This window comes from Moorena sp. SIO4A5, from assembly GCF_010672005.1.
Taxonomy (GTDB): domain Bacteria; phylum Cyanobacteriota; class Cyanobacteriia; order Cyanobacteriales; family Coleofasciculaceae; genus Moorena.
This window is the reverse complement of record NZ_JAAHHZ010000003.1, coordinates 330,312-347,642: the sequence shown is the minus strand read 5'-3', so window position 1 is coordinate 347,642 and position 17,331 is coordinate 330,312. Positions and strand designations below refer to the sequence as shown.

General features: G+C 44.1%; 12 protein-coding genes and 2 pseudogenes. 6 read left to right on the top strand and 8 right to left on the bottom strand.

All coding sequences use genetic code 11. The features are described from left to right. Positions 1–288 precede the first annotated feature (288 nt). Together F6K57_RS03840 and F6K57_RS03835 are read left to right on the top strand one after the other, a co-directional pair. Positions 289–1,620, top strand: coding sequence for a glycosyltransferase family 4 protein (locus F6K57_RS03840; protein WP_293064947.1), 1,332 nt, complete (start codon positions 289–291; stop codon positions 1,618–1,620). Between the two features lie 134 nt (positions 1,621–1,754). Continuing rightward, positions 1,755–1,898, top strand: a complete 144-nt coding sequence (locus F6K57_RS03835) for a hypothetical protein (RefSeq protein WP_293064944.1) — start codon at positions 1,755–1,757, stop codon at positions 1,896–1,898. A 115-nt stretch (positions 1,899–2,013) separates the two neighbouring features. On the opposite strand, the gene F6K57_RS03830 is transcribed toward F6K57_RS03835, so the two are convergent. The 8 genes and pseudogenes from F6K57_RS03830 to F6K57_RS03795 form a co-directional block, all read right to left on the bottom strand. Then, positions 2,014–3,384, bottom strand: coding sequence for a tryptophan 7-halogenase (locus tag F6K57_RS03830; RefSeq protein ID WP_293064941.1), 1,371 nt, complete (start codon positions 3,382–3,384; stop codon positions 2,014–2,016). Then, positions 3,377–5,317 (bottom strand): LodA/GoxA family CTQ-dependent oxidase, encoded by a 1,941-nt coding sequence (locus F6K57_RS03825; RefSeq protein ID WP_293064938.1) that lies wholly within the window; start codon positions 5,315–5,317, stop codon positions 3,377–3,379. The genes F6K57_RS03830 and F6K57_RS03825 overlap by 8 nt, the downstream gene beginning before the upstream one ends. Positions 5,318–5,378: 61 nt before the next feature. After that, on the bottom strand, positions 5,379–6,641 hold the full coding sequence (locus tag F6K57_RS03820; protein ID WP_293064935.1) for a ferritin-like protein: 1,263 nt from the start codon (positions 6,639–6,641) through the stop codon (positions 5,379–5,381). A 378-nt stretch (positions 6,642–7,019) separates the two neighbouring features. Further along, on the bottom strand, positions 7,020–7,214 hold the full coding sequence (locus F6K57_RS03815; protein ID WP_293064932.1) for a hypothetical protein: 195 nt from the start codon (positions 7,212–7,214) through the stop codon (positions 7,020–7,022). A gap of 132 nt (positions 7,215–7,346) precedes the next feature. Beyond that, on the bottom strand, positions 7,347–7,628 hold the full coding sequence (locus tag F6K57_RS03810; RefSeq protein WP_293064930.1) for a nucleoside deaminase: 282 nt from the start codon (positions 7,626–7,628) through the stop codon (positions 7,347–7,349). 43 nt (positions 7,629–7,671) lie between these two features. Beyond that, a complete protein-coding gene (locus tag F6K57_RS03805; RefSeq protein ID WP_293065044.1) occupies positions 7,672–7,743 on the bottom strand; it encodes a hypothetical protein in 72 nt (23 codons plus the stop codon). Positions 7,744–7,901: 158 nt separating this feature from the next. After that, a pseudogene (locus tag F6K57_RS03800) lies at positions 7,902–8,147 on the bottom strand (IS4 family transposase); the annotation flags it as partial. 109 nt (positions 8,148–8,256) lie between these two features. After that, positions 8,257–9,070, bottom strand: a pseudogene (locus tag F6K57_RS03795) (transposase); the annotation flags it as partial. Positions 9,071–9,166: 96 nt separating this feature from the next. Here F6K57_RS03795 and F6K57_RS03790 point away from each other — a divergent pair. From F6K57_RS03790 to F6K57_RS03775, 4 genes are all read left to right on the top strand, one after another. Further along, positions 9,167–9,622 carry a hypothetical protein gene (locus F6K57_RS03790; protein WP_293064928.1) on the top strand — a complete coding sequence of 152 codons (456 nt, stop codon included), beginning with the start codon at positions 9,167–9,169 and terminating at the stop codon, positions 9,620–9,622. Continuing rightward, a complete protein-coding gene (locus F6K57_RS03785; RefSeq protein WP_293064925.1) occupies positions 9,591–10,604 on the top strand; it encodes an aspartate/glutamate racemase family protein in 1,014 nt (337 codons plus the stop codon). Before F6K57_RS03790 ends, F6K57_RS03785 begins: the two co-directional genes overlap by 32 nt. Positions 10,605–10,788: 184 nt before the next feature. Next, entirely contained in the window at positions 10,789–17,067 is a 6,279-nt protein-coding gene (locus F6K57_RS03780) for a non-ribosomal peptide synthetase (protein ID WP_293064922.1), read from the top strand. After that, positions 17,064–17,330 carry a hypothetical protein gene (locus tag F6K57_RS03775; RefSeq protein ID WP_293028778.1) on the top strand — a complete coding sequence of 89 codons (267 nt, stop codon included), beginning with the start codon at positions 17,064–17,066 and terminating at the stop codon, positions 17,328–17,330. Before F6K57_RS03780 ends, F6K57_RS03775 begins: the two co-directional genes overlap by 4 nt. The last annotated feature ends 1 nt before the right edge of the window (position 17,331 follow it).

Below are 17,331 nucleotides of genomic sequence, written 5' to 3'. Positions count from 1 at the left end.
AAAAACCGCCCTGCTTAGTAAGGGGGGAATGGGAGCACGGGAGAGGGTTTGACGGTTTTTTTGATAACTGAATAATATCCAATTTAAATCTGCAACAGCTTAGTTTTTTTGTAATTAAATAAATACTATATGTGGAAAATCCATTGTCAACAAGCACAATAAGGCCGGGTTTATTAAGAAATATTAGTAGTTTATTGACAATATAGATTTACCCTGTATTAGGTAATTATAGTGACAAAGTAAGCGTAGTCGATCGCTTTTAGCGGCTCCTAGGTCGCATCGCGTAGCGTGACCAAAGGTCAATCCCGGGTGCTAGTGCATAAACAGAGCACAGAATATAGGGTATATAAGATGAACCTTCGAGTATTGATTGCAGCGGAACATGCATCTGCAAAGTTTGGTGGTGAAGCAGCTCTTCCATTACATTACTATCGAATTTTGCGCCAACGAGGAATTCCTACCTGGTTAGTCGTACACGAACGCACTCGTGCAGAATTAGAGGCATTATTTCCCCAAGATCAACATATTGCTTATGTTCCTGACACCATTTGGCATCGTATGTTGTGGCAGTTAGGTCGTCTACTGCCTACCCGTTTATCCTACTTTACGCTAGGGCTGGTTATGCGTCTTTTGACCCAGCTGACCCAGCGGCAAATCATTCGCCGTATTGTTAAGCAGGAGCAGATCAATATTATTCATCAACCGATTCCAGTATCCCCCAAAGAACCATCTATGCTGTTTGGAATGGGTGTACCGATAATTATTGGTCCTATGAATGGTGGTATGGACTATCCTCCAGGTTTTCATAAACTCCCAAATAAAACTGTCAACTTTACCATATTTTTGGGACGGAAGTTTTCGAATATTATGAACCAATTGATACCTGGAAAGAAACAGGCAGCATTACTAATAGTGGCAAATGAGCGAACCCGAAAAGCACTACCTAAAGTCGCATGTAAACAAGTCATTGAAATAGTAGAAAACGGTGTAAATTTATCTATCTTTAAACCTCTGAAATCTGCGTCCACAAGCCTACCGATAAAAACATTTTATGTTTTTATCGGTAGGCTTGTGGACTGGAAAGGCGTTGATTTATTGCTGCTTTCATTTAAAAAAGCATCCCTAAACTTTCCGATTAGCTTAACTATTATTGGTGATGGTACAGAGCGGGATCAATTAGAGAAACAAGCACAAGAACTCAATATTTTATCCACAACTATCCACAATACTGGTAAAGTATTTTTTGCTGGTTGGCTTTCTCAGGAAAAGTGTTCAGAGCAATTACAGCAGTCTGATGTGTTTGTTTTACCGAGTCTTTTAGAGTGTGGTGGGGCAGTGGTGCTTGAGGCAATGGCAAAGGGACTTCCAGTGATTGCCACTAATTGGGGAGGCCCAGCAGATTATCTCGATACTTCTTGTGGAATTCTTGTAGAACCCTCCTCTAGAGAGGAGTTTATTGATAGTCTTGCCAATGCAATGCTGACGCTGGCCCACTCACCCCAAAAACGCCTTGATATGGGAAGAATGGGCCAAAAGAAAGTTATGCAACATTTTGATTGGGAAGTTAAGGTAGATCAGATGATCAAGATCTATCACAAGGTGATTGCTGAACACCTATAGCAATCCTATCTGATTCGTGAAATAAATGGTCTGCTTTAAGGCAGGAGGCAGAAGGCAGAAGGCAGATGATACCGGAGTTAGAGCTAGTTTTTAAGAAGTCCAGTGATTTTACAAGCGATGCAGAGGTGCGACCCGTGGCGAATTTAATTCGCCTACGGAAAGCGCACCTAAGCGGTCTTGGGGGTTTCCCCCATGAGCGACTGCATCAAGACAATGATTTAGGATTGCTATATATTCCCTATGCAACACTTCTACCGACTAATATCATGTCCGGATAATTAGTGATAAAAAACCTTCTCCCTTGAAACCTTACTCCTTTACTTCTGCCTTCTACCTTCTGCCCTCTGCCTTTGATTCGCGCCTCGTGTAAGTATTCAACCGGACATGATATAACTATCTCTTCAAGGGCAAAGCTGATATTACCTCTTGTTCTAATAGATATTGAAGTGCTTCAATAACTCGGTAGGCAGAAACTTGGTGATGTGTTTGGGTGAGGAATTTGGAAACGACATCACTTGCGATGTTGCCAGAGGTACAGAAATTACAGAGCAAGCGTAAATCCTTAGCCGGTAGGTACATGGTCAATCCCGTTAAGGTTTTGGTAATTTGAGGTGATTCTTGAAAAAGAAGGGGTTGTGAGGGGGCAAGAGTAATACCACCTCTTCTACTTTTCCAGAAAGGGGAATTAGACCAACGAGTTTCCATAGCATAGTATTTACGCCGGTCTTCTAAATACAATTCAAACTGGTGAAGGGCTTGAGATTCGTAGGTGCTCAAAGCTTGAGAATTACCTTTAAAATAATCTGCGATCGCATCAGCTGCTTTAATTCCCGACTGCAACGCCTTGTGAATACCAGCCGACGATAGGGGATCTAGGGTACAAGCTGCATCCCCAACAGCTAGCCAGCCATCACCAGTGATCTGATCTAAATACTGAGAATAGGCTGGCTGAATCAAAAGCCTGGATTGAGAAGAAGCGTTAGCACTTAACTCCTGCACGTACTGAGTTTTCTGGAGATATGCTGTCCAATTGGGCAATTGCAGCAGTCCGTATTGCTGCAGCAATTTGCGATCGCTCATTAAGCTAACAATCACCCGCTGATTGGGTAGACGAGCAGCATACCACCAACCCAATTCCGTTGCCTCTACTAAAGTGTAGTAATTTTGGGGAGCATCTGTTTCAAAAGTGAAGACACAGGCAACACCAATCAGCTGATCGATCCGGACTGGCTTTGCTCCTTGCCTAATGGCAAATAGGCTACGGCGTCCGCTGGCATCAACCACAAAAGACGCCTTGACCTGAAATTCTCCACGGTCTTTACTACGTAGGGTCAGAAGCCATTTGCCATCCCTTAATTGCTCCCATCGGATTACCTTAGTCTGGCGCATGAGGAAGGCACCCCCATCTGCTGCCGACTCCGCCAGAGAAGCATCAAAACGCGATCGCTTTAAATGCCAACCCTGTCTACCAGGATAGAGGAAGAAATCATTAAATCCAAGTTGGGCACTGCCCCAAGCCGAACTACTACCTAACGATGGCAGATGACCATCTTTTAGAAAAGAGTCCAGTACCCCCAATTCCTTTAAAATCGATTGGGTGTTGGGGGAGATAGTTTCACCAACTCGAAAATCATCCTGCTGAGATTTTTCAAAGATGGCAATCGGTCTTGCTCCCTGTTTCTGGAGAGCAAGGGCAGTGGCAGCCCCTGCCGGACCACCACCGATAATGGCAATATCAATCTCCGAAAGGAGGCGATTAGTCACGAGCTAAATTTCTGGCTACTTCAGCGTAATAGGGTGTAGGCCAATTACTATCCCAATCATCATATGCTGAAACTTCTAACACAAATCCCAGTTCATGCCACTTCTGAACCATCTCTATGTCATTGGGAAACATAACGTAATCGCTAGCATTTTGGTCGTAGTCAGTGCCTACCCAAGGCATCTGATTATCCTTGAGCTCCTCGATAGGAACTTGACCATCCCTCAGATCCGGATAGACAAAGTATGGGCGCTGTGCAGGCCACCACCAAACAATACGGTCAAGAGGTTGAATAGAACACTCATTGAAATCTGCCTGCCAAGGCAAAGCCATAAACTTGGTAATATCCCCTGGCTCAACACCTTCGTCCAAGTTCATACCCAAGCTAAGGGGCTTATTTTCACTGTAGTCGATGGCTTTCTTCTTAATCCGGAAAGGTTCCGAGTAAATCTTGGGATTCCGTGAAATCCAGGTCATTTCGATTCCAGGAGAAAAAGCCCCTCCCACGCAGTTTTCCAAGCTAGCACGGGTAAGCTCTTCACCAGGATCTGCTACCTGAGGAGTTGGTGGTGTAGTGTTTTCAAAGTATCCCTCTACCCACTGCTGAAGCATGAAATATTGGGTGTCTGTTAAGGTCAGATACTTCTTTGACTTCTGGCTGGAACCAGTGGCATCGTCTCCTGCCAAATAGGGCATCATCGGATAGCCAGTTTTCGGAGATTTCAGGGTATTTTTCTGGTCTGGTGCCCGGATTTGGTCAAAAAAGTATGCCCGCAGACCGTTGTACTCTGGACTGGGATTTCCTAATAACTGAGTGTCAAAGGTGTGGGGTTTGCGCGGTATGGCAACTACCCAGGGCATCATGGAAGCATGGTCGAGAATGGGTTTGATGTCCGCCTGGAAGTCCGCTTTGTATCCTGTAGAACCCTTTTTCCACAAACTATCCTCGTAAATATCTGGGCGGTATTCCATCTCCCGCACCGCCACATCAAAGATGGTATCGTACAGGGCGATCATATTGACAATCTGCGGGGCATAAGCAGGTGGCCCCACCAATACCCAAGCCGGGGATGCTTCTTCTGGAGCCTTTCCCGTCTCCGTAAAGGTTATTGTTGCAGAAACTGGTCCGTCAGAGGTATCATCCCACCAATCGTCATTGTTAGCATAATCGGTAATCTCTGGATTTTGGTTGCTCGAACCCGCTTTACCGTATCCTCCTACTACAATTAGTCTACTTTCAGAGTCTATTAGTACCTTTCCTAAGGAACTAATGGTCACGGTTGTGCTAGAACCGTCATATAGGTCCTGCGAAGGATAGCGACTAGGATAACCCGCAGGTTTAGAATTCTCGTCAAATTCCTGCGCCTGTGATGGCAAATAAGTTAATGAATTTAACGATAAGCTTCTTGGACCGAAATCAATGAACAGATTTGTCCGATCGCCTGGATAATCTTTGTTACGTAAAGGATGATTAGAAGCGTATCCATTTTCACCGTTCATAGTCTGGAACTCGTACCAACTAGCTTTTTTATTAGCTAAATGAACAGTCCAATCAATACTACTTATCCCCAGAGACTCCATATTTGACTGAGTAACTTCTATTACTTCTATCAATTTACCATCAGGTTTTGAGTAGGTGTATTGATAAAGGCGAAAACGGGCTGCTTGGCGACGCAGTTTGCCTTTGCCATCTCGGAAGTCAGTTTTTTCAAAGGGACTTCGATCCGTTTTTATGGGAAGTCCTCCTCGTGTTTCTGGTTCTAGATAATACTCTTCGCTATTACCAACACGAGCAATACCGATTGCGGGTTGAATTTTATACTTAACTACCATTTTTCCTCCTGTCAGGATTATCCTCCATTTTTTCGGCAATACGAGCCATCCCAGAGATAGCAGCACTACCAGCACTAGCACTATCAGCAATAGTTTCAGCATTTAAACTTGCTCTACTTGGGGTTTTATCAAAGGCTTGACAAGCGCTTCTCTAAACACTTCTCTACAAGTGCTTCTCTAGGGGAGTTCCCTCGATTTTTTTGCTTATTTTTTGAAGAGCTTCCTCAACTTTCTGCCAAGTATCTACCATGGAGCGTGAGACTTCATCCTGTTGAAGACATTTCTGTTTGAATTCACTCACCTTAGTGATCATACTCATACAGCTTGCTCCTGCTTTATATTCAAAGCAAGGACCAGCCGTAGGACCAAGAGTTGAGTTGGTATCTGCCGAAATTGGCGTTTTCATTAACTGAGTGATCACTGGTGGAAATACACTCTGCATCAGCTCCACAACAGTTGTGAAGTAGGCTGTAGTGTCTGCATTGTCTGCAAAGGCTTGTTCCAACGCTTGGATCATCAGACTATAGTTGTCTTGGAATTGACTAGCCAATTTTTTAGCATATTCCTCACTAAACTTCTCTATTGAGGGATTGGGTAACATCGGATAAGTTGATGGCAGGGGGATTTTACCGTCTGCGATAGCCCTGAACTTAAAGTAATGAGATAACTCGAATGGAGTGCCTAGAATTGGACCGTAGGTACCATCGTTACGATGACCATATCGGTTATAGGTTCCATAGGGTTGCTTAGGCCGATACTGTGTGGTCGGAGGAGTTGCTCCTTCTCCCTGTTGTACGATTTGCTCAATTGCTTGCTCAGCAGTGTCGAGATTGGTTACTTTGATCGCTTTTCCACCACCGCTGCCAAAGTAGTAGTTAGTTTTCTGATGGTCAGGAGTTCCAGTAAAAACATCTGGAGCTAGAGTTTTAAACCCTTCTTTAATGGCTTGATAGATTTGCCCAATGCTGGTAAATCTCTCTCCTGCTGCTGGCAGGGGCTGATTAAACTGCATCGGTTCCTCAATCGCCATGAATGTCTGTTTGATTAATTCTGGGGATGCTGCCAGAATTTGCACATAGGGACCGTCGTAGAACTTCGGCAATATATAGTTAGGATACTTGAGTTCAGAAATGTAAGGAACCTTATCCTCAAACGGATCACTAGCTGGTTTTACAAATAGAGGACTATAACCGATAGCCAGTAGCAAATTGCATACTAAATTAATATGCAACATTTCCTCCAAAGCCACACTTCTGATGATTTGATAGGCTTCAGCTGATTTATCTTTCATGGAATAAACAGCTGTCAAATAGGGAGGAATGGTCGCAAACTCTAGATACAATGCTGCCTGAAGAGATGCCCTCAGCTCAGCCTTCGTAGTAATTGGTTTATAGATCAGTTGTTGAGGTTGTACATCAACTTTCATTCTTATCGCTCCTGTTGCCCTGATAGATAAAAGAACCTAGATCGCCTCTGATATTTTAGCATGTATCAATAGATACGAGAACTTAATTTTTTTTAATAATTCCACGATCTATCATTAGAGAGCTTTACAGCCCGAGGGTTTGGATGAATTTACGACAGGGTATGGTAGCGCAGGTTTTACAAGTGCTATATTTGATGTTTTTCAGTTGATATTTGAAACTGGAATCGATGGAAAAACCGATGCAGTACTGTATAAAATAATTTATTAACTTGCTGTTAAATTCCCTAAGACGGCGTTCAATCCCTGAATTTACTAAGTTTATAGCGATTATCATAGGTAAGCTATCAGCTATCAGCGTGTCGCGTATCAGCTATCAGCTTATGGGCACGCTACACCGAACAGCTTCTGAATCAAACAGGTAAGCATTCTTTTAATCTGAGTTACCTCCCAGCGTCGTTCGCACAGCGTGGCCAAACGCGTAGCGTGGCCTTTTGGCCAAGGCCAAAGCCTGTGCCACAAAGCTGACCGCTGACTGCTGACTGCTGACTGCTTAGACAATACCAATATCCTCATTCCAAAGTTTAGAGTTGTTCAGAATAAAGTCTTGCATTAATTGATAGCAACTATCGTCGTTTAAAACGTCAACAATAACACCTCTAGAACGGAGTAATTCTTCCTCACCTAAAAAAGTTTTGTTTTCCCCAATCACAACATGAGGGATCTTGTACAACAAAATCGCGCCAGTACACATACTACATGGAATGTAGTGTACAAAACGACATCTTGATAAAAAGAAGCAGGTTGAGAGCCAACATCCTCAAGAGCATCCATCTCACCATGAAGGATTGCACTACCTTTTTGAACTCTCCTGTTGTGTCCACGCCCGACAATCTCACCACCCTTAACCACAACTGAACCGATCGGTATTCCTCCCTCTTGGAAACCTATCTGAGCTTCTTTAAATGCTGCTAGCATAAACTGATTCAAAATTCCACCTCATCACTCTGAGCTACTCCATATTGCCTATATATTACGACAAAAAATCCCCGATTTTTAAATCGATGGCTACCAAACATTTGAGATGGCGATGAAATAACAGCAAATCAATAAAATACTCTTTGTTGCTAATTTCTAAGCGATTCAGCTTATGCGCTATGCGAACAGCTAATGGTTACTATCACTCCACACCCATAAATGTTGAATCCCGAGAGTTATGTACCTAAAATTAGATACACTACACCTATAACACACCAGATAGCTTCACGAGAACACCATCTTATGAAACCAATGTACATAGCTAATATTTTCACACATAAAAGCTTGTAAATATCGAAGGTTATCTAATAAGTTATTTCCAAATTTATGAGGAATATTAACCAATTGTAATAACAATTAAGCGATCAGAAAGCTATATATTTTTATTTCAATACCATTAATATTTTTTGTTATTAATTTTTCGAGTTTAAGATTCATTTTCAAAAACTTCCAGAACAACTCTATTTGCCATCCAAGGAGACGAAACCTTAGAGAGTGGAGCCTTATTCATATAACTTAAAACTATTACCCATAACCTGTCCCTATAAAGGCTCCACTCTCTTACGGTAACTTCAAATAAACGATAAAAATCCGCAATATCTTCATTACTTCTTCCTGCTTCACCTGTTTCTGGTAGGTTAGTCACTAGTCTAAATTCAGTTTTAGTTTCAAGGTCACAAAAGTTGACTAATCTCACTTTTACTTGATCTTTACCTGTTCCAATTATGTACTGGTCATCCTCCAACATTTATAGCTTTAAATTGTTATTAATTCTCAAAACAAAATAACGATTATATTTTGTCTTAATATTTTTTATTCTCTCCAAGCTCGCAAATCCTCTATCCATTACACCAACTCCGTTTTCTGGAGTTGATTCTATTGTCTTATCCCCATATTTACTATCATGACCTTGACCAAAATGAATCATTATTACTCCTGGCTCTGCTGTTAATAAATTTAAGCCACTGAATAATTTTACTTGATTAAATCCTTGGCTCCATAACAGCTTTATTGTTAATGTTACTATAGTCGAATCAATCGGAAATAATGCTAATTTATTCTTCCCTATTTTTTTTTTTTTATGTAGAGTTTTTCTTAATTGAACGAACAAATTATAAAACACCTTGCGCATTGGCGCACGCTACGCGAATGGATTTCTAACTTTGCTCGCCTTAGAGAAAGTCGATATGTCTACCTCTATGCCGCGTACATTCAAACGCTTAAATAAACTCCTCATACTAGTTTGACTTTGTTCGCGTAGCGTGGCCCAAAGGCCAATCTAAGACAAATTATAACCAGGTTGATACAAATAGGAAAGTATTGAGGACTGGATAATCATCAGTAGGTAGTTTTCCTAGGTATTTTTTGATTATTTGTGGAAAATTTGATATCATTTAAGCAACATTATTATATTTTTGTTTAGCCTATAATTTATCAAATTATAGGCTATTTGTCTAGTTTTTTAACTATCATTCAACATTTCTGGGTTTTTGGATAACGATTCCTGGCAATTAGACCAGTATTGCTTACCGAAAGCCAGAGAGTTTAAACAATGGATTTATCATAACATGGTAGTGAATGATATCCCCAAGGGATTGTTCACCAATATGTTTTCTGAGATCTATAACCACGGTGAGTATAGCATTGCCCTAAAGGCTTTTAGTGATCTCATTGATCGTCATTACTCCTTTTCTGCTGCAGAAAAAGAGCAAGCTTTGACCTATATCCACGCTCATGTGGCTGATGAGACGGAAGTGGATCACTTTTTGGTAGTGGTCAAAGCCTTGAATGCCTATTGTCAAGGGACAAACACATCCATTGATTACCAACAGGCTCAGAACTTATTTGTAGAATATTTGACTCGTTTAGGTGGTGTAATGGTAGACTTAACTAATATGATGAGTCAAGAAAATCATGCAAACGAATCCCTTATCTGCGCCTCTTAACCCCCAGCATCAGTACTGTTTTGAAACAGCTCAACAGGTCAAATCGGCGCTGCCAGCCTATCGACGAAGATTAGCTGACATTGCTAAAGTTCACTTGGACTTGGGAGACGTGATTACCGATCAAGACTATCCCACAGAGGTGATGGTACTCCGGCCTCGGCACACAAAAGCTCCCCCCTTACTCTTAATTGGAGGGATGGGTCCAATACCGGGAGTATCGGGATTTGAGCAAGCCTGTGAAATGTTTCAAAACACTCGGGAAATTGTGTTGTTACAGGCCTGTGCAGTGCCGAATCGAACAACAGTTATGACCGAGAAAAGGCAAGCTGGCAGCAAAACCTTGAGGAAAACCTTGGCCGAAGAGGAGTTAGTGGCGATGCTAGAGATGGCAATTCGAGTGGGAGTTGCACAATGTTATACACGCCATACTCCGATCCAAGTGATTGTCCTGTGTAATGCTGCCCATTACTTCCTTCCTTTTGCCTGGCAACGGCTCTTGAACAATCATCCCCAAATGGCGATTAAACTCCAGTGGATTTCATTAATTGAATCTGTGGTGAAGCATCTCAGAGATGGGCATTGGCAGCGACCGTTACTCCTATGCACCAGTGCCACGCGATGGGGAAAGGTCTACGCCCATCCCCTTCAAGCCAATGGAATTGACCTGATCGAACCAAACGATGCTTTGCAGTTAACCCTGATGGACTGCATTTATCAGGGGGTAAAAGCCTCTAATCAGGATCTCACCTGCTTCTTAGGGGAACGCTTCTTTGTTGAGCTGCTCAAAACCCAACCTGACCTGGACTGTATCATCGCAGGCTGTAGTGAAATTCCCTGTTTGCTGGAGTTGCTGCAAGGAAGAAGTACCGGTGCTGTCGGGCAGTTTTTGTCGGCGATCGAGGTGATTAATCCGGTTCAACTGGCTTTGAACCATGCCGCTGAAACCCTTCAGCCGATGGCAGCCATGGAACTGAACCTGTGACGAGACAGGTTTTATAGCGCTACGCGCAAGGCAGCTATGCTGAGGGCAGAAGGCAGAAGTTGACTCTAAAAAGGTTTTAGAAGTAAGAGTTGTCCTAACCTTAGTACCTACTGCTATATCCCATTGATGTCAGCCCAAACCACCAAAGCTCAAACACCAAAGCTCAAACACCAAAGCTCAAACGATGAATCCCTCTGTAAAACCCCTGACCCTGAACGACAACGATAGTCCCAACCAGACCTTTAAGCCTTTCCCCTTAGAAAATGTTGAACGGTCAATTGTAGAGCAATTTGAACAACAGGTTTCACGTCATGGGAATCGTCTTGCCATCGGTTTTCCTGGACAAGAGCTAACCTACAACGCCTTAAACCAATGGGCTAACCGGATTGCACGAGCAATCTTAACCAAGCTTGGGGCTGGGGCTGAACCGGTTGCTCTGTTATTTGAGACCGGACCAAGCATGATTGCAGGGATGTTGGGGGTACTCAAGGCTGGGAAATTTTATGTTCCGATAGATATATCGTTGCCAGAGTCTCGCCTTAGCCTGATTCTTAAGGACTCAAAGGCTAGGTTAATTTTAAGCGATCGCTACCATCTCGATGCTTCAGGGTTTGAGCAGAGGATTTTGAGCCAAGATGTTTTGAGCCAAGATATTTTAAGGATTGACAGCCTAGAACCAGGGATTTCAGACGAGAACTTAGAAATTCAGTATCATCCTGACGATAAAGCCTATATTCTTTACACTTCTGGTTCTACAGGACGCCCCAAGGGTGTGATCCAAAACCATCGGTATGTCCTGAATCTATGCCGGAACTATACTAACAGCAGTAAGATTAGCTTTTGCGATCGCTTTTCACTGTTGTACTCAGCCGCTTTTGGTGGTGCAGTGCGAGATATTTACTGTGCCCTGTTGAATGGAGCAGCCCTATTCCCCTTGGATGTCAAGCAAATTGGGTTACATCAGTTAGGCCGATGGTTGCGAGATAACGAAATCACCATTATGTTTGCGGTGGCGACATTGTTTCGTCACTTTGTTTCAAAATTAGATGGGCTTGGAAATTTTCCTAAGTTACGACTGATCCAAATTGGCAGTGAAACGGTTTACCGACAGGATGCGGAACTTTTCCAGGAAAACTTTTCCGACCAATGCACCTTAATGGTGAATCTTGGAGGTACAGAGATTAGTCCAGTCCGACAATTTCCCATTACCAAAAAAACCGTGCTCACTGGTGCCACGGTGCCTGCGGGCTATGGCGTTGAGGGCACCGAGGTTTTCCTTTGGGATGAATCGGGGCAGGAGGTGCCCCCGGGAGAGGTTGGGGAAATTGTGGTTTGTTCTCGCCAAGTTGCTCTGGGATACTGGCAACAGCCTGAGCGAACCGAGCAAGTGTTTATTACCGATGGCGAGCATCGATATTTCAAAACCGGTGATAATGGTAAGTTATTACCCGATGGTTGTTTGCTGCACCTGGGTCGTAAAGATTTTCAGGTCAAGATCCGAGGTTATCGGGTTGAAACCAGTGAAGTGGAAGCCAGTTTGTTGAACTTAGACGCTGTTCAAGAGGCGGTTGTAGTCGCCCAGACAGAAGCAGGGGGAGCAGTTGGGGATCAACAGCTAGTGGCTTATCTGACTCCGGTAAATTCCCAAAACAAACCGACAGCCAACGAATTAAAAGCTGCGTTGGGAGACAAATTACCCAGTTACATGGTTCCCGCTTGTTTTATTTGGCTAGAGTCATTACCTTTAACTGTAACTGGTAAAATTGACCGACGGGCTTTACCAAAACCGGAATCAATTCTATCAACATCACAATTAGAATTAAACGTTATTGCCCCCCGTACGGAAATAGAAGAAACCTTAGTCAAAATTTGGTCGGAAGTCCTAAAAATTGAGCCGATTGGCATTGAGAATAATTTCTTTGAATTAGGGGGACACTCCCTTCATGCCAGCCAAGTTGTGGCTCGTATTTCCCAGAGACTAGGCATTGAAGTACCATTGAAGCAGATTTTTGAAGCACCAACAATTAGCCTGCTCTCAGAATACCTAGAATCCGTAAACACTAGCACTTGTAGCACTGGTGACTATCCATTAGTCCCCACCCCCACGGCAAGAGAGGCAGAAATTCCTCTATCCTTAACCCAACAAGGTCTCTGGTTTCTGGCTCAACTGGAAGACAATCGTGCTGCCTATAACTTGGTCAGAGCGTTTGTGATTACCGGGCGATTAGACACAACGAGTTTAGAAAATGCGTTCGCGAAGCGTCGGCTTTGCCGAATCGCAACCCTCATAGACCGCCACGAAATCCTACGAACCACCTTTTCAGCTGGCGAGGGCATACCAAACCAAAGGATTTCATCCCAGATTCGGTTACCCCTATCTATGGTAGACTTGACCACTGAGGGGTTGGATGGGATTGAGGAAGTGATTTTCCAAGAACAAAATCGCCCCTTCGATGTAACTGTTGGCCCTCTGCTGCGATTTACGCTAATTTGCAATTCACAGGAAAAGCAAATTTTACTACTGACCATGCACCACATCATTAGTGATGACTGGTCAATACAAGTTTTGCTCAGAGAACTCTCATGGCTTTATACGGCTGGTTTAACTCAAACATCGCCATCATTACCCCCTCTGCCCATTCAGTATGTTGATTATGCGACTTGGCAACGCCGCCGATTCACCGGGGAGTTTAGAGATAGCCAAATTAAATACTGGCAAGAGCAATTAGCGGATGCTCCCCCAGTGCTTAACCTCCCCCTGGATCGCCCCCGCACAACTCAACCCTTCAAATCTGGCCGGGTGCCATTTGGCCTCAATGCTGACCTAACTGATCAACTCAATGTCTTAAGCCAGGGTAAGGGAACAACCCTATTCATTACCCTTTTTGCGGCCTTTTCCGGTTTTCTGTCTCGCTATTGCCATCAAGACGATATTGTGGTGGGGACTCCCATCGCCAACCGAAACCCAGCCATAACAGAGGCTTTGATTGGCTTCTTCGTTAATACCTTAGTCTTACGCACTCGACCGAAGCAACAGCATACCTTCATTGAGTTGCTTTCCCAAGTTCGTCAAGTGGCCTTAGATGCTTATGCTCATGGCGATATCCCCTTTGACCTGCTGGTAGAGCAACTGAAACCGGAACGGCTGCCAGGGGTTAGTCCCCTCTTTCAGGTGATGTTTACCTTGCAAAATCTCCCGAAGGAAACCCTAGAGTTGTCGGGGCTGACTGTCAGTGCTAAGTCTTTAGATAAACCCACTGCTGGGGCTACCTTTGATTTAACCTTATCCCTGACTCAAAGCGATACAGAACTGATTGGCGCTTTTGAATACAATGCCAACCTGTTTGATCCCGCAACGATTGAGCGGATGGCAAGAAATTTCCAAATTTTTGTAGAGGGGATCACTGTATTTCCAGAACAAACCATTGCTCAATTGCCGATTTTGAGTGCTGCTGAACAACAGCAATTATTAGTGGAGTGGAATCAGACCCAAACCGATTATCCTCGTAATGCCTGCGTTCACCAGTTATTTGAAGCTATTGTCCAAAAGACACCAGATGCAGTAGCATTACGTTTTGCCGAACAAGCTCTGACCTATCACCAGTTGAATCAAAAGGCTAACCAACTCGCCCATTACTTGCTTTCTTTGGGTGTTGGCCGAGATGTTCCGGTGGGAATTTGTCTGGAGCGCTCGTTCTCTATGGTGATCGCGCTGCTAGCAATTCTCAAAGCCGGGGGAGCTTATGTGCCCCTAGACCCTGGCTATCCCCAGAAACGGCTGGCCTACATGATGAAAACTGCTCAAGTTTCCATTCTACTCACCCAAGAGTGTTTAATATCCCAGGTGCAGCTAATGGCAGAGCATACCCTTTGTTTAGATAAGGATTGGCCAACCATTGCCCAACATCTACCCACCAACCTCAATGCCCAGACTACACCAGATCAGCTGGCTTATATTATCTATACTTCTGGCTCAACTGGGCAACCGAAAGGGGTTGCCATGCCCCACCAAGCTTTAGTGAATCTGATTGTTTGGCAACTTGAGCAGACCTTAGCATCTAACACTGGTCGCACCCTCCAATTTGCCCCGATTAGCTTTGATGTTTCCTTCCAGGAAATCTTCTCGACCTTGTGTGCTGGAGGAACCTTAGTTTTAATCTCAGAGGACATACGCCAAGACCCCATGGCACTGTTGTCCAAACTCAACCAGGAAAACATTGGTCGTTTATTCTTACCCTTTGTTGGGTTACAACAGTTAGCAACTGTAGCGAAAACAGCACCATCATTGCCCACCCACTTGCAAGACATCATTACTGCAGGAGAACAGTTACAAATCTCTAATGCCATTCGCGATTTGATGGGTCGCTTGCCCGGATGTACCCTCCATAACCACTATGGGCCTTCTGAGAGTCATGTGGTGACAGCCTTTACCCTGCCAGAAGACGTTGCTCAATGGCCAGCCCTGCCCCCGATTGGAAAACCCATCTCTAATTGTCAAATCTATTTGCTAAACCAAGCTTTCCAGCCAGTTCCGATTGGGGTTGCCGGTGAGCTATACATTGGCGGGGTGGGGCTTGCTCGGGGTTATTTTAATCGCCCTGAGCTAACGGCAGAGCGATTTATTCAGCATCCATTTAGTGATAATCCATCGGCTCGACTCTACAAAACTGGGGACTTAGCTCGGTATTTACCAGATGGCACTATTGAATTCCTCGGTCGCATTGACCATCAAGTCAAAATCAGAGGCTTCCGTATCGAACTGGGGGAAATTGAATCGGTGCTCAGTGACTACCAGCAGGTGCAGGAATGCGTCGTTATCTGCCGGGAAGATACCCCAGGAAACAAGCGCCTGGTAGCCTATGTAGTTGGGGATGATGATCTTGACATCAGCGCCCTGAAAGAGTATATCAAACAGAAATTACCAGACTACATGGTTCCCAGTGTAGTGGTGCCCCTGACGTCATTACCCCTGTCTCCCAGTGGTAAAATAAACCGCAAAGCATTACCTGCCCCCTCTGCTGCCTTCAGCCAAAGTAGTGACTTCGTTGCACCGAAGACAGAGAGTCAAATTCGGATCGCTAGTCTTTTTGCCGAAATTCTCTCCCTGCACCCTCAGAGCATTAGCCTTGATGATAGTTTCTTTGAGTTAGGTGGTCATTCCCTATTGGCCACTCAACTGATGTTTCGGATTCGTGAAGCCTTCGAGATTAATTTATCGCTAAGGGCATTGTTTGATTATCCCTCTGTTTCTGATTTGGCTAGTGCAATCGACCACGCTTTAGTAACTGGAGACTATCAATCCCAGACTTGGGATTTAGAAGCAGAAGCTGCTTTAGATCCAGATATTCAGCCATTAACTGCGATCGCGCCAATCGTCAGTCCAATGGAACGAATTTTCCTAACCGGTGCCACAGGTTTCTTGGGAATTCATTTACTTTCTGAACTCTTGACCACAACGGATGCTACTGTCTATTGTTTGGTTCGCGCCGAGCATATAGATGCTGGCAAAGAAAGACTATTGAGCAAGTTAGAAGCAACTGGATTATGGCGTGATAATTTTACATCTCGAATTATTCCCATCATCGGAGATTTAGGAACCAGTCGTTTTGGACTCTCAGCAACTGAGTATAATAATTTATGCCAATATATTGATGTGGTTTATCACGCTGGAGCCTATGTTAATCATGTGTGGTCTTACCCTATTTTAAAAGATGCGAATGTTTTGGGAACCCAAGACGTGTTGAGACTGGCCAGTCTAGGGAAGCTCAAACCGGTTCATTACGTTTCTACCATCAGCGTGTTATCAACATCCCAAACTGATCAACCCATTCTCGAGTCAGCCACTGCCAATTATTATGATTTACCAAAAGTAGGCTATGTTCAGACCAAGTGGGTAGCAGAGCAGTTAGTTTGGGAAGCTGCCAAGCGCGGTTTGCCCATAACTATCTATCGACCGTCGAGGATTAGTGGTCACAGTCAAACCGGTGTCTCTAGTTTCGATGACTTACTCTCGCGACGGGTGAAAGGATGTATTCGACTCAAATGTTTTCCCAGCTGGAGTGGTTTAGCAGAAAACCTTGTCCCAGTAGATTATGTCAGCCGAGCGATTGTTTGTCTGTCTCAACAAAACCGTTTATTTGGGAAGGCATTCCATTTAATTAATCCCAAATCGGTGCATCTGAGGGAGATTTTTGACTGGGTGCGCTCCCTGGGCTATAGCTTACAAGAAATTGACTATACTGATTGGCGTTCTAAGTTGATAGAGGATATGGAAAATCCTCTCTACCCTTACTTACCTAACTTCCCGGAATCACCGTCGAACATAACAAACTTAATTGAGTACGATTGTCGCAATGTGGTTGATGGTTTAAGGGAAAGTGGTATCCAGTTACCGGAGGTTAATCAGGATTTATTTAAAACTTACCTCTGCTACTTTAGAGAAAGTGGATTTTTGGAGGATTGAACCTTTTTACTAGACTTCGCGGCAGTTGTCGGGAACAGGGAACAGCGATGCAGCGCGGTCTTGGGAAGGCAGCGCGGTCTTGGGGGTTCCCCCCACTCGCTATTGCCGTGGTTTCCCCCATGAGCGACTGCATCAAGACGGGAACAGGGAACAGTGGACAAGAATTGACGCAAAGCGATGCATCGCTTTCTTATGCCCCACACCCCACACCCCACCCCCTACACCCCACACCTGAGGTCAAAGTAAAAAACCTACCCTTATGAG

Coding starts and splice junctions, on each gene's coding strand:
- F6K57_RS03785 (WP_293064925.1), top strand. CDS start 9,591: ATGCAAACGAATCCCTTATCTGCGCCTCTTAACCCCCAGCATCAGTAC.
- F6K57_RS03780 (WP_293064922.1), top strand. CDS start 10,789: ATGAATCCCTCTGTAAAACCCCTGACCCTGAACGACAACGATAGTCCC.
- F6K57_RS03820 (WP_293064935.1), bottom strand. CDS start 6,641: ATGAAAGTTGATGTACAACCTCAACAACTGATCTATAAACCAATTACT.
- F6K57_RS03815 (WP_293064932.1), bottom strand. CDS start 7,214: ATGAGGATATTGGTATTGTCTAAGCAGTCAGCAGTCAGCAGTCAGCGG.
- F6K57_RS03825 (WP_293064938.1), bottom strand. CDS start 5,317: ATGCTGAAACTATTGCTGATAGTGCTAGTGCTGGTAGTGCTGCTATCT.